The following is a 22246-nucleotide window of genomic DNA, read 5'->3' on the forward strand; positions in this document are numbered from 1 at the left end:
CGGGTCGGCGCGCGGCGGGGTCAGAAGCCGAGACCCCGTCGCGCGGCGTCGACGGTCGGCTGCGCCCACCGGTGGTGTTCGGCGTCGGCGGTGAGGGACCGCAGGAGGGCCCGGTCCAGGTACAGCTGCCCGTTCAGGTGGTCGGTCTCGTGCTGCACTATCCGGGCGGGCCAGCCCTCGAACCCGGCGGTGACCGTGATGCCGCCGGGCTGCGTGTAGGTCGCCGTGATACGGGCGTGCCGCTCGACGACGGCCTGGTAGCCGGGCACCGAGAGGCAGCCCTCGTAGAACGCCGCCAGGGCGCCGTCCGCGGCCTCGTAGCGGGGGTTGATGAGCACGGTGAAGGGCAGGGGCGTGCGGCCACGTGCCTCGGCGACCGCCGGGTCCTGGACACCGCGGTCCTCGAGCACGGCGATCCGCAGCGGGATGCCGATCTGCGGCGCGGCGAGACCCACGCCCGGCGCCTCGTGCATCACGCGCCGCATGGTGGCGATCAGCCGCCCCAGCGTCCCGTCGTCGAGCTGGCCCTCGAAGTCCTGGGCCGGTCGCCGCAGCACCGGGTGCCCTGCACGGACGATCGCGGGCAGGTCCTGGGCCAGGACGGCCTCGACCCGCTCCACGAGGGCCCCGGGTGGGAGCATCGCAGGGACGTCGTCGGCTGGAGCAGCTGCAGTCATCCCTCCAGCAAAGCACAATCGCGGACAGGAACGGGTGCGCGCCCCATTGCCGCCTGCCGGGCGACCACGGAGAATCAGACGTGCTGCCCGCGGCCGGACCCGTGGCGGCTTCCCGGACGCACACCGGCCACCCGCGAGGGCGGGAGGCCGGAGGATGGAGGCACCATGAGCACGGCCACGACAAGCGCCGAGCAGGGACAGGCGCACGCCGCGGACAGCCACGACCTCATCAGGGTCCGGGGCGCGCGGGAGAACAACCTCAGGGACATCACGATCGACATCCCGAAACGGCGGCTCTCGGTGTTCACGGGCGTCTCGGGGTCCGGCAAGAGCTCGCTCGTCTTCGACACCATCGCCGCCGAGTCGCAGCGCATGATCAACGAGACGTACAGCGCCTTCGTGCAGGGCTTCATGCCGACCCTCGCCCGCCCCGAGGTGGACGTCCTCGAGGGCCTCACCACCGCGATCATCGTCGACCAGGAACGCATGGGCGCCAATCCGCGGTCCACCGTCGGCACCGCCACCGACGTCAACGCGATGCTGAGGATCGTGTTCTCGCGCCTCGGGCAGCCCCAGATCGGATCCTCGCAGGCGTTCTCGTTCAACGTGGCGTCGATCAGCGGAGCGGGCGCCGTCACGATCGAGCGCGGCGGCACCACGGTCAAGGAACGCCGCAGCTTCACGGTGACCGGCGGCATGTGCCCGCGATGCGAGGGCATGGGGTCCGTCACCGACATGGACCTCACGCAGCTCTACGACGAGGCGAAGTCCCTGAACGAGGGAGCGCTGACCATCCCCGGGTACAGCATGGAGGGCTGGTACGGGCGCATCTACAGCGGCACCGGGTTCTTCGACGCCGACAAGCCCATCCGGGACTTCACCAAGCGGGAGCTGCAGGACCTGCTCTACAGGGAGCCGACGAAGATCAAGGTCGACGGCATCAACATCACCTACGAGGGCCTGATCCCCAAGATCCAGAAGTCGATGCTCTCCAAGGACCGCGAGTCGATGCAGCCGCACATCCGCGCCTTCGTGGACCGGGCCGTCACCTTCACCACGTGTCCGGAGTGCGACGGGACGCGCCTCAGCGAGGCCGCCAGGTCCTCGAAGATCGACGGCGTCAGCATCGCCGACGCGTGCGCCATGCAGATCAGCGACCTCGCGGTCTGGGTCCGCGGGCTGACCGAACCGTCCGTGGCGCCGCTGCTGGCCGCGCTGGAGGAGACCCTCGGCTCGTTCGTGGAGATCGGACTCGGCTACCTCAGCCTCGACCGCCCCTCCGGCACGCTGTCCGGGGGCGAGTCACAGCGCACCAAGATGATCCGGCACCTCGGTTCGTCGCTGACGGACATCACGTACGTGTTCGACGAACCGACGATCGGGCTCCACCCGCACGACATCCAGCGCATGAACGACCTGCTGCTGCGCCTGCGCGACAAGGGGAACACCGTCCTCGTGGTCGAGCACAAACCCGAGATGATCGCGATCGCCGACCATGTGGTCGACCTCGGCCCGGGGGCCGGGACCGCGGGCGGCACGGTGTGCTTCGAAGGATCCGTGGACGGACTGCGGCGCAGCGGCACGCTCACGGGCCGGCATCTCGACGACCGGGCGGCCCTGAAGGCCACGGTGCGCGGACGCCGCGGGGAGCTGGAGATCAGGGGAGCGACATCGCACAACGTGCAGGACGTCGACGTGGACATCCCCCTCGGCGTGCTGTGCGTGATCACCGGCGTGGCCGGATCGGGCAAGAGCTCCCTGATCCACGGCTCGGTCTCCCGCCGGGAGGGCGTGGTGGCGGTTGACCAGACGGCGATCAAGGGTTCACGCCGCAGCAACCCCGCCACGTACACCGGCATGCTCGAGCCCATCCGGAAGGCGTTCGCGAAGGCCAACGGCGTCAAGCCGGCCCTGTTCAGCGCGAACTCCGAGGGTGCCTGCCCCACCTGCAACGGCGCAGGCGTCATCTTCACGGACCTCGCCATGATGGCCGGCGTCGCCACGACCTGCGAGGTCTGCGGCGGCAAGCGCTTCATGGCCGAGGTGCTGGAGTACAAGCTCGGCGGGAAGGACATCAGCGAGGTCCTGGCGATGCCCGTCACCGAGGCCGCCGAGTTCTTCCGGGCCGGCGAGGGCAAGGTGCCCGCCGCCCATGCGATCCTCAGCCGTCTCTCCGACGTCGGGCTCGGGTACCTGAGCCTCGGTCAGCCCCTGACCACGCTGTCCGGCGGCGAGCGCCAGCGCCTCAAGCTCGCCACCCACATGGGGGAGAAGGGCGGCATCCTGGTCCTCGACGAACCCACGGCAGGCCTGCACCTGGCCGACGTCGAGAATCTGCTGGGCCTGCTGGACCGCCTGGTCGATGCCGGCAAGTCGGTGCTCGTCATCGAGCACCACCAGGCCGTGATGGCGCACGCGGACTGGATCATCGACATCGGACCCGGCGCGGGGCACGACGGCGGCAAGGTCGTCTTCGAGGGGACCCCGGCGGACATCGTCGCCGCCCGCTCGACCCTGACGGGCCGGCACCTGGCCGAGTACGTCGGCGCCTGAGGCCTCCGGGGCCGTTTCCCCGACGCGGCGTCCCGGTCAGCCGAGCCCGCTGCTTGGGCGTCGGTCGCGCCCGGGGGACCCGGGAGCGAGTATCGACCCGCGCCGGGCAAGTAGTCGCCACGGTTGTAGGAGTGGTGTCCCACCCGTCAAATGAGAATCACGCATCACCGCACATCGTGAGGGATACACCGTGATTACTCTGGAACTACCGAACACCACCGGCCCTGCAGTCGACGCCCCGTACCTGAAGCCACGGACGGCCACGCTGCAGATCTCGGTGTTCGGCGCGCTGAGGATCCGCCGCGGTGACGTACAGCTGGGCGCAGGCGACCTGGGTGGACCGAAGCCTCGCCAGGTCCTGGAGATACTCCTCGTGAACTTCGGCTCGGCGGTGTCCAAGACCCGCATCATGGACCTGCTGTGGGGCGGCAACCGTCCTGCCGGCGCACTGCCGACGCTCGAGACCTACGTGAGCGTCCTCCGGCGCCACCTGCAGCCGGGCACCGGGCGCACGGGCCCCCTGCGGACGGTGACGGGAGGATACGCGCTCGACCGGTCCCTCGTCGACCTGGATCTGGACCGGTTCGCGACCCTCACCCGGCGGGCCGGCCACGCGCAGCCCCGTGCGGCGCTCGCCCTGCTGACGGAGGCACTCGACCTGGCGTCCGCTCCACTGCTCGGTGACGAACTGCTCCCCGCGTGGGCCGAGGAGGAACGAGCCGCGCATGCAGTGCGGGTCGGCCGGGTCCGCGTGCTGGCCGCGGAAGCGGCGCTGTCCGTCGGGGACGCAGGCCTGGCGATCGCGCTCGCAGGAGCTGCGGCACAGGATGACGCCCTCGACGAGAGGGCATGGACCGCGCTGGTGCTCGGGCTCGAACGGAACGGCGAGTACACCGAAGCACTGCGGACCTTCGACCGCTGCCGCAGGATCATGGACCGCGAGCTCGGCTGCGCCCCCGGATCGGCGCTGCGGGAAGCGCAGGCACGGCTCCTGACCAGCACCGGCGAGGGGGAGAGACCCGGGCCCTCCGCCGTCCGGAGCTCCACCGCCCCCGCAGGTGCCGGGACCAGCGTGGCCTCCGGGACGACCGGGCGGGAGGCGGAGCGCCTGCGGATCCTGCTCGTCGACGACCACACGATGTTCTCGGACCTGCTGGCCGGAGCGCTCGACCGCGAACCGGACCTGAGGAGCGTCGGAGCGGCGACGTCGGTGGCCTCGGCCGTGGCGATGTTCCAGGATCTCCGGCCCGACATCGTCATGATGGACCTCCATCTCCCCGACGGATCGGGGCTCGCCGCCGCCGAGCGCATCCTCATGATCGCCCCCGGTACCCGGATCGTGATGCTGACGGGGAATCCCTCCCCGCAGGCGCTGGACGAGGCAGCCCGCCTCGGTGTCTGCGGGTTCCTCCCGAAGGACGGCGCCCTGGGCGTGATGCTGGATACCCTGAGGCACGCGGAGACCGGGCGCCTGACCATGAGCCCCTCCCTCGAGGCGAGATGGGGTCACGGGGCCTCGTCGGTGCGGGACCCGCGGGACAGCGACCGGGCAGAATCCGATGCGCGGACCTGACGCGGGGGAGCCCGCACAGGGCACCGCCATCACCCCTGGTCCCCTGGAACGGCGGGCGGTGAAGGCGGCGGTCGCACGGTTCCTCGCGGCGGGCTTCGCGGCACTCCTCCTGGTGGCCCTGCCCATCGTCCTCTGGGTCTGGGCCGAGGCGGAGCGCCACGCACTGGCCACTGCGCGGGACGTCACCCAGCGCCTGGCCGACAATGTCGTCGGGCCGCATATCACCGACGAGGTCCTCGCCCGCGAGACGGCCGCCCTGGAACTCCTCCGACAGGGACTCGCGCCGTGGCTCGACGAAATGGGCGTGACAGGGATCGCGATCCGGGACCAGCACGGCCGCGCGGTCTACTGGGACGGCGAGTCACCCGTCGGGCGGGAGGTCGAGCAGGATCAGCGGGCGCGACGGCTCCTCGCGGGCGGGCCGGCCACGGCAACCCTCGAACCGGGGACCGCGGAGGAGGACGACGCGGCGGGTTCCGGTGGACGCGTGGAGGTCCACGTCCGTTCCGTGTCGCAGAGCGGGGCCCCGGTGATCGTCGAGACCTATTCCTCCGGCGAGGAGGTCCGGCGGGAGCAACGAGCGGTCCTGGCGAACGTGGTCCCACCCATGCTGCTGTCCCTGGCGGCCCTCCAGCTGACGCAACTGGTGCCGGCGATCCGCCTGGTGAGGCGGATCCAAGCCCACCGGGCGGATCGCACAGAGCTGCTGCGATGCGCGATCGAGTCATCCGACCGGGAGCGCCGACGGATCGCCGGCGAACTCCACGACGAAGTGATCCAGAGCCTGTCGGGGCTCGCGTACGCCCTGGAGTCCGAGGAACGGCACGGCCCACCCGCGGGGCGACCGGCCGTCAGGAAGGCCAGGACGACGCTGCAGGCCACCATCCGCGCCCTCCGGGCCGTGACCACAGAGCTCTATCCCCCCGATCTCGACGAGCTCGGCCTGAAGGCGTCGCTCCTGCGGCTCGGGGCGCCCCTGGTGGAGCGCGGGATATGCCTGACCGTGGACGTCCCCGGGGATGTCTTCCTCGGCCGCGACCGGGAGGCACTGCTGTTCCGGGTGGCCCGCGAAACGCTCGTGAACGTCGGCAAGCATTCCTCGGCGCGCTCCGTCGTCGTCCGGATCCGGCGTGCCGGACCACTGAGCGAGATGTGCATCACCGATGACGGGGTCGGCTTCGATCCGGGGGCGGCCCGGGCCGAGTGCCACCTCGGCCTCAGGATCCTCACGGACACCGTGCGTCATGCCGGCGGAACCCTCGACATCCTGTCGGTCCCGGGCGCCGGGACCTCCGTCACCGCCACATTCGGTGGCACCCCACCCACCGAACCCGCCAGCGCCGCCGCTGCCGCCGGGGGGATTGGTACCCGCTTCGCGGTTCCCGGCGCCACGCTGCCGAGCATCCGTCAGCTGTTGCCTGCCAGGAGGTCCTGAACGGCCATCGCCGTGGTTCCGAGGCCTGCGCCTCCGGTGCCGCAAGCGCCGTGGGGACCGGAGCGACCGCCCGGACCGAGCGCAGCCTCTTCCTGCAGGGCGACCATCCACGACCCTCGCGAGTTCACGCGAGGCGACGTAGTCGTTCTCGGGGGCGCACCGGGGATGACCCGACGGGTGCAGCCGGGTTACGGCCGCGTCCACCCGGCCGGATGATCACGCCGTTCGGCACCTGCATGATCATGGAGCAGTTCGAGGGATACCTCCCAGAGCCGGGCGGCGCTGGAGGGGTCCAGGGCGTAGGCGCGGACCCCGTGCAGGCCGTCGACGATCTCCGGTACGACGGCCGCCTCGGCGCAGTCCTCCAGGTACCTGCCTCCGATACCGTCGAGCAGGGGAGAGGTTGCGGCGAACACGGATGTCGCTGCGCCCTGCTCTGGAGTCTTCGTGGCAAGACCCGCGGCAGCGGCCTGCTCCCTGACGGCGGCGAGCGTGCCCGGTGTCCAGTGGCGTTGCAGGTTCGTCCAGACCCCACCGGGCATCACGGCGTTCGCCGTGATGCCCTCACCCGCCCAACGCCGTGTGGCCTCGACGGCGAAGAGCGCGTTGGCGGTCTTGGACTGACCGTAGGCCTCGCCGGCGTCATAGGGACGGTGGTCGAAGAACAGGTCGTCATGGACGATGTCGGACATGCCGTGGCCGCTGGAACTCAAGGACACGATCCTCGCTCCGCCCGCGGCGACCAGCGCAGGGTGCAGCGTGTCGGTGAGTGCGAGATGTCCGAGGTGGTTGGTCGCGAACTGCAGTTCCCAGCCGGCTCCTGTGCGCAGCTCCGGCGTCATCATGATCCCCGCGTTGTTGATGAGGAGGTGGAGCGGCCTCGACCACGTGTCCGCGAACCGGTTCACGGAGGTGATGTCGGCGAGGTCGAGTGCCTGGACGCGCACGTGTGCGTGGTGGTCCGTGCGGACGATGTCCGCCGCGGCGCGGTGCCCGGCTCCGGGGTCGCGCACGGCGAGGGTCACCTCGGCACCGGCGCGGGCCAGGGCGCGGGCGGTCTCGATGCCGATGCCGGAGGATGCGCCGGTGACGATCGCCCGCCTGCCGGTGAGGTCGATGCCCTCGACGACCTCCGCCGCGGTGCTCGTCGCATCGAAGGGGGAGTGGATCTCGGTCATTGCAGGTGCCTCGTCCTTCAGGGTGTGATGCAGGGTGTGGTGCCGGGCGTGGTCGAGGTCAGGCCGGGCGGATCGAGGAGATCCCGCCATCGACGGCGAGGATGCTTCCATGGATCATCCGCGAGGTGTCCGACGCCAGGAACAGGACGCCGTGCGCGATGTCCTCGGGTTGCACGACGACGCCCGCAGGGGTCGTGGCCGTCATCACGTCCAGGACGGCGCGGGCGGATTCATTGCCGGGAGTGAGCGTCACACCGGGGGAGACCGTGTTGACGCGCACGCCTCTCGGGCCGAATTCAGCGGCCCAGGACCGGGTCAGCTGTTCCATGGCGGCCTTGGTCGCCGTGTACAGGGCGGCGAAGGGATTGCCGACCGATGCCATCCACGAGCCGATGTTGACGACGATGCCGCCACCGGCGCCGGCCATGGCGGGAAGGATGGAAGCAGCGAGGACGTGGGGTGCCCGGATGTTGACCGCGAGCATCGCGTCGAGATCCTGGTCAGTGAGGTCAGCGGTCGCCGTCGCAGGGTAGATCCCGGCGTTGTTGACGAGGATGTCGATGCGCCCTCCCAGCAGGGCTGTGGCCTCCGCGGCGAAGTGCCGGATCTCCGTGTAACTGCCCGACAGGTCGACGGCGAGGAACTCCGCCTGGCCGCCGCCGTCCCTGATCCGGGCCGTGACCTCCAGCCCGCGGGCCCGGTCGCGCCCGCTCACCACGACGTGGGCGCCGGCTGTGGCCAGGGTGGCAGCGATGGCAGCGCCGATACCGCTGGTGGAACCGGTGACGAGCGCAGTCCGTCCGTCGAGGCGGGTAGTGCTGATGGGTGCGGTGTTCGTTGTCATGACTCAGTTGTAGATCCCGCGGCTGTCTCCAGCCAGATCCTGGTCAACCGGGGCATGGCAGGGCCATGTTCGGAGGGATCAGGCGATCTACAGTGAGGAAATGGCCGCTGATCGCACGCATCTGGGAGCATTCCTGCGCTCCCGTCGGGATGCCCTGACCCCCGCCGCCGCCGGCATGCGGGCCTTCCCGGGGCCGCGCCGCGTGCCCGGTCTGCGCAAGGAGGAACTCGCGGTGCTGGCCGGCGTCAGTCCCGACTACTACAGCCGGCTCGAACAGGGCCGACAGGCGAATGTCTCCGTGGGCGTCCTCGAGGCGCTGGCGCACGCGCTGCGCCTGAACGACGTGGAACGGAAGCACCTCATCGCCCTGGCGAATCCTTCCACCAGATCACGCCTCGCGTCGCCCGCTGCGCAGCAGGCCGACCAGGGCCTCCTGAGGCTCATGACGGCACTGGACGACGTACCGGCCCTGATCCTGGGCCGCCGCGGGGAGGTGCTGGCCACCAACGCGCTCCTGACCGCCGTCCTCGAGAGCCTCCGGCCGTCGACATCCCTGGTCCGGTTCATGTTCTTCGACTCGATCGCCCGGGAACGGATCGTGAACTGGGAGCATTTCGCTGCGACGTCGATCGCGGCTCTCCGCGGCGAACTAGGCCGCCACCCCGACGACGAACGACTGGTGTCCCTGATCGATGAGTTACGGACACGCGACGCGGATGCGGCCCGGTGGTGGGACGACCACGGGGTGCAGGACTATGCCTCGGCGGACAAGCGGATCCTGCACCCCGTCGTAGGAGAACTGTCCTTCGCCATCGAGACGGTCACGTCGCCGCGATCGGACAGCCAGGTGCTCGTCGTCTACACGACGCAGCCCGGATCCGAGACAGCCCGGAAACTGCCGTTCCTGGCCAGCTGGGGGTCACACCGAGCAGCGTCCCGGTGACACGTCAGAGCCCACGTGTCGTACGGATGGAACAGGTGGCGCGAGCCGTGGCGACGTGGCCACGGACACCCCTTCCCGGCATGCCAGCTGATCGCCGATAATCTACATTATGTCAGGTAGCGGTTCGGAGGCCCTCCTCTCCATGGTTCGTCGACCGCCGGTCCACCACGGTTCTCGCTCCGGCAACCACCGCACAGGACGTCGTCGCTGCACCGTCGCCACTGTTGGTTCCGGACCCCGCCGAGCCGGGACTTTCTGCCCTAGCCTTCCATCGGCCTGAGGCGCACAGTTGACGCCCCGGAGACCCTCAGCGGGTCGAGGCCGACGCTCGCGCGGGCCGCAGTTCGTTCCATCCATGATCTCTGCGACGACAAGGATGGCATGTCATGAGTTCGCCTCTCAGCACCGTACCGCCCGTACCAGGAGCAGCCCGTATGCAGACGGGCCCTCTCATCCTGGTCCTGCTCGGCGCCCTTCTCATCACGATTGCGGGCGGTATCGGTGTCAGTGGCGCCACCGTGGCCGCGCTGGCAGGCCTCCAGCGCGACGGGGACTTCCTGACCACCTCCACCGAGCGATTCGACTACGACTCCTATGCGCTGACCAGCACACGGACGGAGGTGAACGAGGTGGACGGGCTCGAGGACCTCCCCGAGGGCGTCGCCACGCTGCGACTGCGCGCGACGGCGACCCAGCCGGGACAGGCCCTCTTCATCGGCGTGGCCCGTCAAACCGACGTGGACGCCTACCTGTCCTCGGTGAACCACACGGAACTGGTGGATCTCCGGACCACCCCGTTCCGCGCCCTGTACCGCGACGTCCCCGGATCCGGCGTTCCGGCACCACCGGCGGAGCAGGACTTCTGGACGACGTCCTCGTCGGGAACGGGGATGCAGGAAGTCACGATCGACCTGCGCTCAGGCAGCTGGGCGGTGGTGGTGATGAACGCCGACGCCAGTCGTTCCGGAGTGGTGGACCTGCAGGCGGGCTTCCGCTCGACACTCTTCGCCCCGATCGGGGTGGCGCTGCTCCTGACCGCGGCGCTGCTGCTCCTGGTCGGGATCCCCCTGGTGCTGATCGGAGCCAGCGGCCTCGGCCGAGGGCTGGATCCTTCGCTGAGCGCCTCCCGGCACGGACGGGCCATGGCGCCCGATGAGCGGCACCGCCTCGACGCCCGGGATCCCGCACGGGACGTCCTGCCTCACCCCGCACGACTGACAGGCCACGTCCGGCCGGGGCTGTCGCGCTGGTTGTGGCTCGTGAAGTGGTTCCTGGCGATCCCCCATGCCGTGATCCTGGTGCTGCTGTGGGTCGCCTGTTGGGTCTGCACCCTGGCCGCCGGCGTCGTCATCCTCTTCACCGGCCGGTACCCGGCGACGCTCTTCCCCTTCACGGTGGGCGTCCTCCGGTGGAGCTGGCGGGTCCAGTTCTACGCGTCGGTCCTCGGGACGGACAAGTATCCCCCGTTCACACTGGCGCCCGTCGACGGCTACCCCGCCGACGTCCAGGTGCCGTATCCGGTGCGGCTGCACCGAGGACTGGTGCTGATCAAGGGGTGGCTCCTCGCACTGCCGCACCTTGTCATCATCGCGGTGCTGACCGGCGGCTGGTCCTGGGCGGTCGACGCGGGCGCCGATCCGGGCGAGGTCGTCAGGACATCAGGCCCGTCACTGCTGGGCTTCCTTGCTCTCGTCGCGGGGATCGCCTTGCTGTTCACCGCTCGGTATCCCAGGCCGCTGTTCGATTTCGTCATGGGCATCTCCCGCTGGGTCTATCGCGTGATGGCCTATGTACTCCTCCTGCGCGACGAGTACCCGCCGTTCCGGATGGATCAGGGGCCGGACGAGCCGGACCCGCAACCGCACGATCCCGGTACGCCCGGGCTCGTGGAAGCCGGGCGTCCCGCACCGGCTCAGCGGGATTTCTAGCGCCGGCTGTTCCCGGGTGGGGAAGCCGTGAAAAGAGGGCCGCACTCCCCCGGCCCCCGCAGGGGCAGTCGTGATGACACCCGACTTCTTATAATAAGTTGGCTTACTTATGCTGGGAACAGCCGCATCCCACGAGAGTCATCACCGAAGGTAGCCACCATGGAATCACCGCGCAGGTTCGACACGATCACGATCATCTTCAACCCGAACAGCACGGGCGATGCGCCGAGACTCGCCGAGGGACTCCGGGACGAACTGGTGCCGGCCCTGCCGGACACCGAGGTGCTGCTCACCCCCACCGACCATGCCGGTCATGCCATCGATCTCGCCCGTGAGGCCGCACTGTCCGGCAACGCCCTGGTCGTCTCGGTCAGCGGTGACGGCGGGTACAACGAGGTGGTCAACGGTGCCATGGCCAGCGGAGCCGAGGACGTCGTCTGCGCCGTCCTGGCGGCCGGGAACGCCAACGACCACAGCCGCGTCACGGGACGCAAGCCGCTCGGCGAGGCCATCGTCGAGGGGCAGGTGCGCAGGATCGACCTGCTCCGCATCAGCATCGCCGGGACGGACGCCGTGCCCGCCGCGGAGCCGGTCCACGCGCATTCCTACATCGGCTTCGGTCTGACCCCGATCATGGCGATCGATCTCGAGAAGGGCAGCAAGGGTGCCATCAAGGAGATGTTCTCCGTCGCCCGGACCTTTCGGAAGTTCAAGCCCTTCGAGATCCGGCAGAGCGACGGCGAGCGCCGGAAATTCGACAGCCTCGTGTTCGCGAACATCTCCCAGATGGCGAAGTACGCCACCCTCAGCGAGGCCGACGACCATCCCTCCGACGGGAAGTTCGAAGTCGTCATCTTCCCCCACATGGCCAAATGGAAGATCCTCCTGACCGCCCTGCGCGCCTCCACGAAGGGCCTCGGTGACCAGCCCAGCTACTCCCGGTACCGCTTCTCGACGCTCAAGCCACTCCCCTACCAGATCGACGGCGAAGTGAAGGACGTCGCCGCGGGCACGGACATCACCATCGACAGCATCCCCCAGGCCCTCGCAATCCTCGGCTGAGGCACGAGCTAGCAGACCGGACACGCGTGGGGGTAGGGCCGAAGGCCCCTAGGTCATCGGGCGGATTCCGTGGAGGGTGCTCTCAGCAGGTTCACGTTTCCGCAACCCGAGGGAGAAGCGCCATGAGTCCCACCCCCGCAGCCCAGATCGTCGTCGGTGTGGACGGGTCGGGGCCGTCCATCGCCGCCCTGCGCTACGCCGAGAAACTGGCGCCCGCCTTCGACGCGAGTATCCGCGCCGTCGCTGCGTGGGACGACCCCGCCGAGTACCCCGCCTACATCCCGCTCGGTCGCAGCGAGTACACGGAGGTCGCCCGTAAGCAGCTGGACGAGGCCGTCACGGCCGCGTTCGGGGAGAATCCCCCGTTCGGGCTCGAGAAGGCGGTGGTGTTCGGGCACCCCGTGAAGACCCTCGTGCGGGTCTCCCATGACGCCGCCCTCCTCGTCATCGGCGGGCGTGGCCACGGCACGTTCCGGGGTCTGCTGCTCGGATCCGTCAGCAGCGCCTGCGTGGCGCACGCGCACTGCCCGGTCCTCGTCGTCCGGAGGGCGTCCGACCCGTCGTAGCCGGCCCGGGTCCTCGCACGACTACTTCTTTCGCAGTGGTGAGGGGATGTACTTCCATTCATGGCGGAATCGGGCTTCGGCGTCGAGGGCTGCCGCCTGCTCCAGGGCGTGCAGCCGGCCGTAGGTGAAGCCGTTCTCACCCTCCTGGAACGCTTTGCCGCCGATCCGCCGCAGCAGGTCCCGGGTCACCATGCTGTCCTGGTGCTCGCCGAGCACTTTCTGCAGGGCCTGCGCCGCCTCCGCGATGCGGGCGATCTTCTTGCGGCCGACCGGTGAGGCTGCCTCCGCCGCGTACCGCAGCCGCTTGGCGTCCTTCCGAGCCTCGTGCAGCGCAGGATGGTCGCCGACCCCCGCGCGGTGGTTCCTCGCGTCACGGACCGCCCTGCGCAGGCGCTTGAGGTCCCGGTTGATCAGGCCCGGGATCACCTGAGCGGCGGGGTCTGCTGCGCGGGGCGTCAGCGCGGGCGCAGCGACGAGGGCGTCGAGTGCGTCCAGGAGGCGGAAGTACCGTTCGCCGTCGAGCGTCTTGACGACCCGGGTGTGGAATCTCCGGTAGTCCCCTCCGAGTTCGATCTCGAGCCTGCGCTGCACCGGGCCGAGCAGCAGTTCGGGTGGTTCGTCGGCGAGCATCTGCTCGAGCCGTGCACGCATCACCTGCGCGTCCCGCGCCGCGCCGAGCACCCCGGCGAGCCACCTGAGGTCTTCCCGGAGGCGCCCTACGCCCTCGACGTCGTCGAGCAGGGCCCGGTAGGTCGCGAGGACCGACCTGATGCGCCGGGTGGCGACCCTCATCCTGTGGATGGCATCGGAGCCGTCGATCCGCACCTGCGGGTCCTGCTGCTTCAGCGCGGCCACCTGCTCGCGCAGGTAGGCGATGAGGACATCGCCTGCCGGGCCCTCCGGCGAGGGCTCCGTTACCGTCACCGCGTCCGTGGTGACGCCGGTAGCGAGTGCACGCTCGAGTTTGGATCGGTGAGCGGCGGCACGGACGCCCGCGGCGGCGACGAGTCCCGTCGCCGCGTCCAGCATGTCCCTGGAGCCCCCGACCAGCTCGATCTCCCATTCCCGCCAGCGCAGGCTGGACGGCTCGGGCAGGAGCGCCTCCGCCTGCACGCGGTCGTCCATGAACTCGGCGAGGACCCCGTCCTCACCCCGCAGGCGCCGCACGACGCGCCGCGTGTCCAGCCGGGCGACCGGTACCAGCACGCGGTCCCTCGTGTGAACCCGGATCAGTTTCAGGAGCGGCTTCGGCACCACCGAGGTCCTGCCCAGCGGCGCGTGGTGTTCGTGGCGCTCGTCGGGACCGGCCGGCAGCTTCAGGTGCCATCCGGCGTCCTCGCCGCCGGTCCGGCGCCGCAGCGTGATCCGGTGTGACGCCAGCCTCAGGTCCTCCGTGTCGAAGTACTCGGCCTCGAGGTGGAACTCGACCGGCGCATCCACGCTTCCCACCCCGGGGACGTCCTCGAGTACGGGGAGCGGGGTGTCGTCCCCGACGTCGAACGTCCGCTCGATCTCCACAACAGGCTCAGCGCGCATAGGGCACTGTATACCTCGCCCGGGCGGCCGTCAGCAGGTTTCGACGGCCGGCCCCCCGTCCGCCGAACGGTGGGGCCGAAAGACCCTAGAGGGATGCTCCGATCCGGTGCACACTTGCGGAACTCGAGGGCCGACACGAGCCCGGGGTCGACGAAGGCGCGCGTCGACCACCACCGTCGGACCATTCGTCGCGCCCTTCCCAGCGAAGGACATCGCCATGACCACAGAACAGTCGGAGGCCCGGCCCGAGAGTCTGCCTCCCACCGCCCCTTCCTCGGCGGAACGCATCCAGCGCGGCGCACCCACGCTGTCCGAGTCCGACCTCAAACGCCAGTGCGAGCGTCGCCGTGAAGCGGAGCGGAAGCTCGCCCTCCACATCCAGCTGTACCGCGAGACGCACCCGCTCCCTCTGAGTCACTGATCCCTGTCCCCCGGCAGAACCGTTCACGGTTCCGCCGGGGGACGGGACCGGTAGGCTCCCTCCATGGACGCCCGCCTCCACTTCGTCACCGTCGCCGCGCAGGACCTCGACGCTGCGCGGTCCTTCTACAGCCGGGGCCTCGGGTGGACGCCGACGCTCGACGTCCCCGACGAGGTGATCTTCTACCAGGTGGCCCCGGGAGTGCTCCTCGGGCTGTTCCTCGCCGGCAAGTTCGCCCAGGACCTCGGGCTCGATGCCGCACCGGTGCCGTCGGGCATCGTGCTGTCCCACAACGTCGACGGCCCCGAGGAGGTCCGCGCCGTCGTCGCTGCGATGACGCGCGCAGGCGGCACCGCTGTCCAGGAGCCGCAGGAGAGCGCCTTCGGCGGCATCTTCCGCGGGCTCGTGCGCGACCCGAACGGGATCGTGTGGGAGATCGCCCATAATCCCGGGTGGCAGATCCTCGACGACGGCACGGTCACCCTGCGCTGAATTGCGCCCCGCGACATTCCGTCCTGCCCTCGGCAATTCGCGCCGTGTCATATTTCTTTTTATTGGTCGACACCCCGGATATCTGCCTATAGTTGTTCCAGCTTCAAGAGACGCGGTCGTAAAGCTCCGACTGGACCGCGCGCCAACCCCATGTTCCTGGGTGGTTCGGATGACGAAGCGGCCTTCTCCTCGGCACACAGTGCTGGTCCGGTGCGGGCAAGAGCACTCCGAAAGGCACTCATCGTGAGCTGTACCGCCCTCCCCTAGCAGGATCCAGGCGCCCTCGGCGCGCCTTCTCCTTTCACTCGCCCTTCAATTCCCTTCCGGTCGCACTATGCTCTGCGCTGCGCCGGAACGCCTCTTGAGGAATTCCCATGAATGCATCCGTAATTCGCCCTGCCCGAAATCGAAACCGCTCCGGACACGCCACCGCCCTTTCTGCGGTGGGTCTCCTCGCACTCCTGGCCGGCTGCGCCGGGCCGGCGGGCTCGTCCTCCGTCGCCGCTGGCGAGCCGATCCCCGGCGGCGTGCTGGACGTGTCCATCTCGGCCGAGCCGGGCTGCCTCGACGGCCACGGAATCTCTGCCACGCAGCAGCAGTTCCTCGGCCGCCTGATCTACGACAACGTGGTGACCCTGGACGAGAACGGGGACATCGCGCCGTATCTCGCCGAGTCCTGGGACGTCTCGGAGGACGGCAGGACCTACACGTTCCACCTCAAGCAGGGAGTCACCTTCAGTGACGGCTCGCCCTGGAACGCGGAGGTCCTCGGGCAGAACTTCGAGCACATGAGGGACCCCGCCACGAAGTCGCCCCTCGCCGCCGCGTACATCGCCCCGTACGTCGACGGCACGGTGATCGACGAATACACCTTCGAGGCCCACCTCGCCTACCCCTACACCCCCTTCCTCTACACCCTCGCCCAGTCCTGGCTCGGCATGAACTCCGGCAAGGCCATCACCGAGTCACCGGAGACGCTGTGCCAGAAGCCGATCGGCACGGGGCCCTTCACCGTCGCCGACTACCGCCCGGGCCAGAGCATCAGCTACACGAAGCGGGAGGGCTACGACTGGGCACCCGAGTGGCTGGACGGTGACGGTGCCGCGTACCTCGACGGCGTCGAGGTCACCCTCGTCAGCGAACCCGTCATCCGCCACCAGTCCCTCGTCTCGGGCCAGTACGACCTGACGGAGAACCTCGCGCCGCAGAACGCCTCGGCCGTGCAGGCCGACCCGGACTTCACGTACGAGAACCTCGCCCGGACCGGCAACCCGTACGTCCTCAACTTCAACCTGAACCGCGCACCGTTCGACGACCTCGCGGTCCGGCAGGCGTTCGCCGCCGCCGTGGACACGAAGGCCGTCACGGAGAGCCTCGGCTTCGGCACCTACACGCCGATCGACGGCTTCCTGTCCAAGGAGAGCAGGTACTACGACCCGACGGTCGAGGGCGTCCTCACCCACGACCCCGAGCGGGCGAACCAGCTGCTCGACGACGCCGGGTGGACGGGGCGTGACGGCGAGGGCTTCCGCACGAAGGACGGGAAGCGGCTGACGGTCGAGGTCCCCACGGTGGAGAGTTCCACGCCGAGCCCGCTGCTCGTGCAGCTGCAGGGAGAGGCCCGCAAGGTCGGCTTCGACCTCCGGATCATCCAGCTCCCCCAGGCGCAGCTGACCGAACTCCGCTACGCCGGCGACTACGACGCCCTCGCCGGCGTCTGGCACACCAACACCACCGACGTCCTGTTCATCCGCTACCACTCCTCCGAGATCACCGGAGAGCGGATCGGCCAGAACTCGTCCTACGTCAACGACCCCGAGCTCGACGCCCTGCTCTCCACGGCCCGCGAGGCCGACGACGGGCCCGTGGCCGAGGAGGCGTACTCGAAGGCGCAGCACCGGCTGCTCGAGATCGTGCCCGGCGTGCCGCTCTACGAGAACCCGAGCCAGTTCGCGTACGCGAACACCCTGCACGACGTCGCCGTGGACACCTCCCACCCCGTGCCCGTGCTCACCTACGCCTGGAAGGCCGAGTAGGTGACGGTTCTCCGCCGCGTCCTCACGCGACTCGCGATCGGCATCGGCGTCCTCTGGGGAGCCGCGACGCTGACCTTCCTCGCCGTCTACCTGATCCCCGGCGACACCGCGCTGCTGATCCTCGGCGGGCCCGACGCGCGGCCCACCGCGGAGACACTGGCGCAGGTCCGCGCCGACTACCTCCTCGACCAGCCCTTCCTCGTGCAGTACGGCAGCTACCTCGGGAACCTGCTGCAGGGCGACCTCGGGCAGTCCTATCGGCTGCGCCTGCCCGTCTCGGAGGCCATCGGGCAGCAGATCGGCGCGACGGCGGCACTCGCGGCGGCCGCCGTCGCCGTCGCGCTGCCCCTCACGTTCGTCGTGGCGATCCTGTCCGCGCAGCGCGCCCCCTGGATCCGGTCGATCGTCTCCGGCGTCGAGGTGGTCTTCGCCGCCACGCCGACGTTCATCATCGGGTTCGCGCTGCTCATCGTCTTCTCCTTCACGCTGCGCTGGTTCCCTATCGGCGGGAATCAGGGGCCGGCCGCGCTGATCCTCCCGGCCCTCACCCTCGCCCTGGCGGTCTTCGGGACCCTCTCCCAGGTGCTGCGGAACGAACTCGAGGACGTCCTGGAGCAGCCGTTCATCCTGACAGCCCGCTCCCGCGGCATGCGCGACCTCCCGGTCAGGATCCGGCACGCACTCCGGCACGCGGCCATCCCGGTCATGACCATGTCCGGTTTCGTCGTGGCCGCGCTGCTCGGCGGGTCCGTGGTCGTCGAGACCCTCTTCAGCCGGCAGGGCATCGGGTCCCTGACCCTGGCCTCGGTCTACAACAAGGACCTGCCGGTCATCCTCGGGATCGTGCTCCTCTCGGCCGCGGTCTACGTCGTGGTGAACCTCGTGATCGACCTCCTCTACACGCTCATCGACCCGAAAGTGGTGACCGCATGAGCATCGCCTCACGCACCATCCCGCCCGCCGTCGCCCCGCAGGCCGCGCTCCCCGTCCGGGAGCCGGCACGGGCCGGGACGCCCAGGCAACGTCGGCGCCGGTGGCGCGTCCGCCCCGGGATCCTGCTGGCCTCCGCGTTCCTCCTGTGGCTCGCGGCGGCGGTCCTGACCCCGGGCCTGCTCGCTCCCGCCGACCCGTACGCCGTTGACCCCGCCAGGAGCTTCGAGGCGCCCGGCGCCGGCGCCTGGTTCGGCACGGACGACTCCGGCGCGGACAACTACACGCGGATCGTGCACGGCGCCGCCACCTCGCTGTACATCGGGGTCGGCGCGACGGCGATCGGTGTGGTCGGCGGGACCGCCATCGGCCTCCTCGCCGGGCTCAACGGGCGGCTCGTGGAGGCCTCGGTGATGCGCTTCCTCGACGTCACCCTCGCCATCCCCGAGATCCTGCTCGCACTGGTGGTCATCGGCATCATCGGCGGCGGCACGGAGAACGCGATCCTCGCGATCGGTGCCGGCAGCATCGCCTACTACGCCCGGATCACCCGGGCGCAGACGCACCTCGTCCGGCGGTCGGGCTTCGTCGAGGCCGCCCGTACCCTGGGCCTGCCCGCCTGGCGGATCCTCCTGACGCACACCGTGCCGAACGTCATCAAGCCCGTCCTCGTCCTCGCGACCATCGGCGTCGGCTCGGCGATCGGTGCCGGGGCGTCGCTGAGCTTCCTCGGGCTCGGCACCCCTCCGCCCGCCCCCGAATGGGGCGCGATGCTCTCGGCCGGCCGCAACTTCATCTCGAACGCACCCTGGATGATCACGTTCCCCGCCGCGTTCCTCGTCGCCACCGTGCTGTCCATCACCGTGATCGGCCGCGAGCTCCGTCGCCGCGCCGAAGGAAGGCTCGCATGAGCTCCACCACCCTGACCGCCACCACCGCCACACGGGTGCCGCAGGCGCCCGTCGTCGAACTCGAGGGGCTCTCCGTCGGATTCGGCCGCGGCGCCCACCGCCGGGAGGTCATCCACGACCTCAGCCTGTCCGTCCGCCCGGGTGAATGCCTCGCCCTGGTGGGTGAATCGGGCTCCGGCAAGTCCGTCACCGCGAGGACCCTCGTCGGTCTCACCGGGCCCGGCGCCCATATCCGGTCCCGCGCCCAGCGCTTCAACGGCCAGGACGCCTCCGCGTGGGGCGAACGCCAGTGGTCCCGCGTCCGCGGCCGGGAGGCCGGCTTCATCCTGCAGGACGCGCTCTCCTCCCTCGACTCGCTGCGCACGGTCGGTGACGAGGTGGGCGAGGTCCTCCGCCTCCACGGCGACCTCGATCGGGCCGCCCGGCGTGCGCGCGTCGTCGAACTCCTCGCCTCCGTGGGTGTACCCGATCCCGAGGTGCGGGCCGGGCAGTACCCGCACCAGCTCTCGGGCGGGCTCCGTCAGCGCGCCCTGATCGCCTCGGCGATCGCCGCGGACCCGGGATTCCTCATCGCGGACGAGCCGACGACAGCACTGGATGCGACCATCGCGGCACAGGTCCTCCGCCTGCTCGGCGGCCTCAAGGGAGGCAGCACGGCGATGCTCGTGGTCAGCCACGACCTCGCCGTCGTCGCGGACCTCGCCGACCGCGTCGCCGTGATGCGCGACGGCGAGATCGTGGAGGAGGGCCCCGTCGAGTCCGTCCTGCAGGACCCCCGGCACCCCTACACCCAGGGACTCCTGGCGGCCATCCCCTCCCGGTCGTCGCGCGGACGCCGGTTGACCGTACGGGACCGCGCCGAGTCAGACACCGCGCAGTCCGACATCGCGCCCGCCCCGTCCCGCGAGGTGACGGTCCCGGCGGCCGCCCTGGCGGTCGAGGGGCTCACCAAGACCTTCGCCGGTCCTGACGGCAGCCGCCGCACGGCGGTCGACGGCGTGTCCTTCACCCTGGCGAAGGGGACGACCCTCGGGATCGTCGGCGAGTCCGGCAGCGGCAAGAGCACCGTCGCGCGGATCGCACTGGGCGTCGACGCCCCGGACGCGGGCACCGTCCAGGTCCGGGGCCGCACGTGGGCGGAGCACCGCGCCGCACGCGACCTCGCGGCCCGACGCTCCGTGCAGATGATCTACCAGGACCCGCTGCAGTCGTTCGACCCGCGGAAGACCGTGCGGCAGGTCATCGGGCAGGCCGTCGCCGCCGCCGGCACGCCGCGGACCGCGCGGGCCGCGCGCGTGCTCGAGCTGCTCGACCTCGTCGGCCTGCCCGCCGACCGGGCCCGCAGCCGCCCCCTGGAACTCTCGGGCGGGCAGCGGCAGCGCGTCGCCATCGCCCGGGCGCTCGCCGCCGAACCGGAGGTCATCATCTGCGACGAACCGGTCTCGGCCCTCGACATCACGGTGCAGGCCCGCATCCTCGACCTCCTGACGGATCTGCAGGAGCGCTTCGGACTCAGCTACCTGTTCATCTCCCACGACCTCGGCGTGATCCAGCACGTCAGCCGCGAGGTGCTGGTCCTGAAGGACGGGGTGGTCCTGGAGCACGGGACCGTCGCCGACGTCTTCGAGCACCCCGGGCACGAGTACACGCGCCAGCTGATCAACGCCATCCCCGAACTCCCCGCCGTCCGGAAGGACCTTTCCTCATGACACGCCAGATCGCCTTCAACCTCTTCGAGATGAACTGCGTGGGACACATCTCCCACGGTCTCTGGGTGCACCCGGAGAACAACCGCCACCGCTTCAACGACCTCGACTTCTGGGTCGAGACGGCGAAGCTGCTCGAGGCCGGGCTGTTCGACAGCGTCTTCCTCGCCGACGTGATCGGCACGTACGACGGCTACCGCGGCGGCCCGGACACGGCGCTCCGCGAGGCCGTCCAGATCCCCAGCAACGACCCCCTCCTGGTCATCCCGGCCATGGCCGCGGTGACCGAGCACCTGGGCTTCGCGGCGACGTTCTCCACCACGTACGAGCCACCGTTCGCCTTCGCACGGCGCGCATCCACGCTCGACCACCTGACGAAGGGGCGGTTCGGCTGGAACATCGTCACGTCCTACCTCCCCAATGCGGCCCGGAACTTCGGGCTCGCCGACGAGGTGGAACACGACCAGCGCTACGCGATCGCGGACGAGTACCTGGACGTCCTCTACAAGCTGTGGGAGGGGTCCTGGGACGACGACGCCGTGGTCGAGGACCGCGAACGGCGCGTCTACACCGACCCGTCGAAGGTCCGCTACATCAATCACCGCGGCCCCCATTTCTCCGTGGCCGGACCGCACCTGAGCGCCCCCTCACGCCAGCGCACACCCGTGCTGTTCCAGGCCGGCAGCTCCGTGGCCGGCAAGGCCTTCGCAGCGCGCCACGCCGAGGGCGTGTTCGTCGGCGGGCGCGACGCCGCGGCCTACCGCGACAACGTGGCGGACCTCCGCCTGCTCGCCGTAGCCAACGGCCGGGGTGCGGACCACATCAGGGCCTTCGCGAGCGCCGTGGTGATCGTCGGCAGAACGCACAAGGACGCACAGCGGAAGGCGGACGAATTCCGCCGCCTCTCCAGTGCCGAGGGCTACCTCGCCCATGCCGGAGGCGGTGGGATCGACCTGGCGGCCTACCGGCCCGACGAGGTCATCGACGACATCCTCGCGCGCGAGGACCGGCCAGGCCGCGACCGGCAGCCCAGCAACCGGAGGCACCCGGCAGGCACCACCGTCGGCGAGGCGCTTGAGCGCATCACGCGCTTTGACCGCGGCCCCTTCGTGGCGATCGGCACCCCGACGGAGGTCGCCGACGAGATCGAGCGGTGGGTGGAGGGCACCGACCTGGACGGGTTCAACCTGCGCCAGTTCCTCACTCCCGGGACCGCCGAGGACTTCATCGAACTCGTCGTACCCGAACTGCAGCGGCGCGGTCTGTACCGCAGGTCCTACGAGGAGTCGACCCTCCGCGAACGCCTCTTCGGCGCGGGCAACACGCGGCTCTTCGACCAGCACCCGGGCGCGCGCTACCGGGGCGGCGTCCATCTCGGCAGCGACGCCGTGCCCCTCGCCCGGGCTACCGCCGGCGCGGCTGCCGGACCCGCCACCGCCCCGTCCTACGCCTAGG

18 protein-coding genes and 1 riboswitch are annotated in these 22246 nt (G+C 70.2%); of the genes, 14 read left to right on the forward strand and 4 right to left on the reverse strand.

The genetic code is table 11. The features are described 5' to 3' along the window. Positions 1-20: 20 nt before the first annotated feature. Positions 21-677, reverse strand: coding sequence for a peptide deformylase (locus V6S67_RS09115; protein ID WP_334209943.1), 657 nt, complete (start codon positions 675-677; stop codon positions 21-23). 165 nt (positions 678-842) lie between these two features. Here V6S67_RS09115 and V6S67_RS09120 point away from each other — a divergent pair, with 165 nt between their 5' ends. From V6S67_RS09120 to V6S67_RS09130, 3 genes are all read left to right on the forward strand, one after another. After that, positions 843-3230: an excinuclease ABC subunit UvrA gene (locus V6S67_RS09120; RefSeq protein WP_334209944.1), complete on the forward strand. Its 2388-nt coding sequence runs from the start codon at positions 843-845 to the stop codon at positions 3228-3230. Between the two features lie 190 nt (positions 3231-3420). Further along, positions 3421-4803 carry a response regulator gene (locus V6S67_RS09125; protein ID WP_334209945.1) on the forward strand — a complete coding sequence of 461 codons (1383 nt, stop codon included), beginning with the start codon at positions 3421-3423 and terminating at the stop codon, positions 4801-4803. Next, positions 4790-6238 carry a sensor histidine kinase gene (locus tag V6S67_RS09130; protein WP_334209946.1) on the forward strand — a complete coding sequence of 483 codons (1449 nt, stop codon included), beginning with the start codon at positions 4790-4792 and terminating at the stop codon, positions 6236-6238. The genes V6S67_RS09125 and V6S67_RS09130 overlap by 14 nt, the downstream gene beginning before the upstream one ends. Positions 6239-6426: 188 nt before the next feature. Here the strand turns inward: V6S67_RS09130 and V6S67_RS09135 are convergent, their stop codons facing one another. Both V6S67_RS09135 and V6S67_RS09140 read right to left on the reverse strand, forming a co-directional pair. Continuing rightward, positions 6427-7416 (reverse strand): SDR family NAD(P)-dependent oxidoreductase, encoded by a 990-nt coding sequence (locus V6S67_RS09135; protein WP_334209947.1) that lies wholly within the window; start codon positions 7414-7416, stop codon positions 6427-6429. Between the two features lie 58 nt (positions 7417-7474). Beyond that, a complete protein-coding gene (locus V6S67_RS09140) occupies positions 7475-8260 on the reverse strand; it encodes an SDR family NAD(P)-dependent oxidoreductase (protein WP_334209948.1) in 786 nt (261 codons plus the stop codon). A 100-nt stretch (positions 8261-8360) separates the two neighbouring features. On the opposite strand from V6S67_RS09140, the gene V6S67_RS09145 reads away from it, so the two are divergent. From V6S67_RS09145 to V6S67_RS09160, 4 genes are all read left to right on the forward strand, one after another. Then, positions 8361-9203, forward strand: coding sequence for a helix-turn-helix transcriptional regulator (locus tag V6S67_RS09145; protein WP_334209949.1), 843 nt, complete (start codon positions 8361-8363; stop codon positions 9201-9203). A gap of 434 nt (positions 9204-9637) precedes the next feature. Next, on the forward strand, positions 9638-11131 hold the full coding sequence (locus tag V6S67_RS09150) for a DUF4389 domain-containing protein (protein ID WP_334209950.1): 1494 nt from the start codon (positions 9638-9640) through the stop codon (positions 11129-11131). A 159-nt stretch (positions 11132-11290) separates the two neighbouring features. Then, positions 11291-12193, forward strand: coding sequence for a diacylglycerol/lipid kinase family protein (locus V6S67_RS09155; RefSeq protein ID WP_334209951.1), 903 nt, complete (start codon positions 11291-11293; stop codon positions 12191-12193). A 122-nt stretch (positions 12194-12315) separates the two neighbouring features. After that, positions 12316-12759, forward strand: coding sequence for a universal stress protein (locus tag V6S67_RS09160; RefSeq protein WP_334209952.1), 444 nt, complete (start codon positions 12316-12318; stop codon positions 12757-12759). Positions 12760-12780: 21 nt separating this feature from the next. On the opposite strand, the gene V6S67_RS09165 is transcribed toward V6S67_RS09160, so the two are convergent. Beyond that, complete coding sequence (locus V6S67_RS09165; RefSeq protein ID WP_334209953.1) at positions 12781-14295, reverse strand: CYTH and CHAD domain-containing protein; 1515 nt, start codon at positions 14293-14295, stop codon at positions 12781-12783. Positions 14296-14512: 217 nt separating this feature from the next. Between V6S67_RS09165 and V6S67_RS09170 the strand changes: the two genes are divergently transcribed. From V6S67_RS09170 to V6S67_RS09200, 7 genes are all read left to right on the forward strand, one after another. Further along, positions 14513-14716, forward strand: coding sequence for a hypothetical protein (locus V6S67_RS09170; protein WP_334209954.1), 204 nt, complete (start codon positions 14513-14515; stop codon positions 14714-14716). 63 nt (positions 14717-14779) lie between these two features. Continuing rightward, positions 14780-15208: a VOC family protein gene (locus V6S67_RS09175; RefSeq protein ID WP_334209955.1), complete on the forward strand. Its 429-nt coding sequence runs from the start codon at positions 14780-14782 to the stop codon at positions 15206-15208. Positions 15209-15309: 101 nt separating this feature from the next. Next, positions 15310-15437: riboswitch (SAM riboswitch) on the forward strand. Between the two features lie 214 nt (positions 15438-15651). Beyond that, positions 15652-17244, forward strand: a complete 1593-nt coding sequence (locus V6S67_RS09180) for an ABC transporter substrate-binding protein (protein ID WP_334209956.1) — start codon at positions 15652-15654, stop codon at positions 17242-17244. After that, positions 17245-18177, forward strand: a complete 933-nt coding sequence (locus V6S67_RS09185; protein WP_334209957.1) for an ABC transporter permease — start codon at positions 17245-17247, stop codon at positions 18175-18177. It abuts the gene before it with no gap. Further along, complete coding sequence (locus V6S67_RS09190; protein WP_334209958.1) at positions 18174-19085, forward strand: ABC transporter permease; 912 nt, start codon at positions 18174-18176, stop codon at positions 19083-19085. The genes V6S67_RS09185 and V6S67_RS09190 overlap by 4 nt, the downstream gene beginning before the upstream one ends. Continuing rightward, complete coding sequence (locus V6S67_RS09195; RefSeq protein ID WP_334209959.1) at positions 19082-20794, forward strand: ABC transporter ATP-binding protein; 1713 nt, start codon at positions 19082-19084, stop codon at positions 20792-20794. The genes V6S67_RS09190 and V6S67_RS09195 overlap by 4 nt, the downstream gene beginning before the upstream one ends. Further along, positions 20791-22245, forward strand: coding sequence for an LLM class flavin-dependent oxidoreductase (locus V6S67_RS09200; RefSeq protein WP_334209960.1), 1455 nt, complete (start codon positions 20791-20793; stop codon positions 22243-22245). The genes V6S67_RS09195 and V6S67_RS09200 overlap by 4 nt, the downstream gene beginning before the upstream one ends. Position 22246: the final 1 nt, after the last annotated feature.

Source organism: Arthrobacter sp. Soc17.1.1.1, from assembly GCF_036867195.1.
Lineage (GTDB): Bacteria > Actinomycetota > Actinomycetes > Actinomycetales > Micrococcaceae > Arthrobacter_D.

Bases quoted from the DNA above. Each gene is read 5' to 3' on its own strand.
- V6S67_RS09115 (WP_334209943.1), bottom strand. From the start codon at position 677: ATGACTGCAGCTGCTCCAGCCGACGACGTCCCTGCGATGCTCCCACCC.
- V6S67_RS09150 (WP_334209950.1), top strand. From the start codon at position 9,638: ATGCAGACGGGCCCTCTCATCCTGGTCCTGCTCGGCGCCCTTCTCATC.
- V6S67_RS09160 (WP_334209952.1), top strand. From the start codon at position 12,316: ATGAGTCCCACCCCCGCAGCCCAGATCGTCGTCGGTGTGGACGGGTCG.
- V6S67_RS09195 (WP_334209959.1), top strand. From the start codon at position 19,082: ATGAGCTCCACCACCCTGACCGCCACCACCGCCACACGGGTGCCGCAG.
- V6S67_RS09175 (WP_334209955.1), top strand. From the start codon at position 14,780: ATGGACGCCCGCCTCCACTTCGTCACCGTCGCCGCGCAGGACCTCGAC.
- V6S67_RS09200 (WP_334209960.1), top strand. From the start codon at position 20,791: ATGACACGCCAGATCGCCTTCAACCTCTTCGAGATGAACTGCGTGGGA.
- V6S67_RS09145 (WP_334209949.1), top strand. From the start codon at position 8,361: ATGGCCGCTGATCGCACGCATCTGGGAGCATTCCTGCGCTCCCGTCGG.
- V6S67_RS09120 (WP_334209944.1), top strand. From the start codon at position 843: ATGAGCACGGCCACGACAAGCGCCGAGCAGGGACAGGCGCACGCCGCG.
- V6S67_RS09155 (WP_334209951.1), top strand. From the start codon at position 11,291: ATGGAATCACCGCGCAGGTTCGACACGATCACGATCATCTTCAACCCG.
- V6S67_RS09130 (WP_334209946.1), top strand. From the start codon at position 4,790: ATGCGCGGACCTGACGCGGGGGAGCCCGCACAGGGCACCGCCATCACC.
- V6S67_RS09165 (WP_334209953.1), bottom strand. From the start codon at position 14,295: ATGCGCGCTGAGCCTGTTGTGGAGATCGAGCGGACGTTCGACGTCGGG.
- V6S67_RS09135 (WP_334209947.1), bottom strand. From the start codon at position 7,416: ATGACCGAGATCCACTCCCCCTTCGATGCGACGAGCACCGCGGCGGAG.
- V6S67_RS09140 (WP_334209948.1), bottom strand. From the start codon at position 8,260: ATGACAACGAACACCGCACCCATCAGCACTACCCGCCTCGACGGACGG.
- V6S67_RS09190 (WP_334209958.1), top strand. From the start codon at position 18,174: ATGAGCATCGCCTCACGCACCATCCCGCCCGCCGTCGCCCCGCAGGCC.
- V6S67_RS09170 (WP_334209954.1), top strand. From the start codon at position 14,513: ATGACCACAGAACAGTCGGAGGCCCGGCCCGAGAGTCTGCCTCCCACC.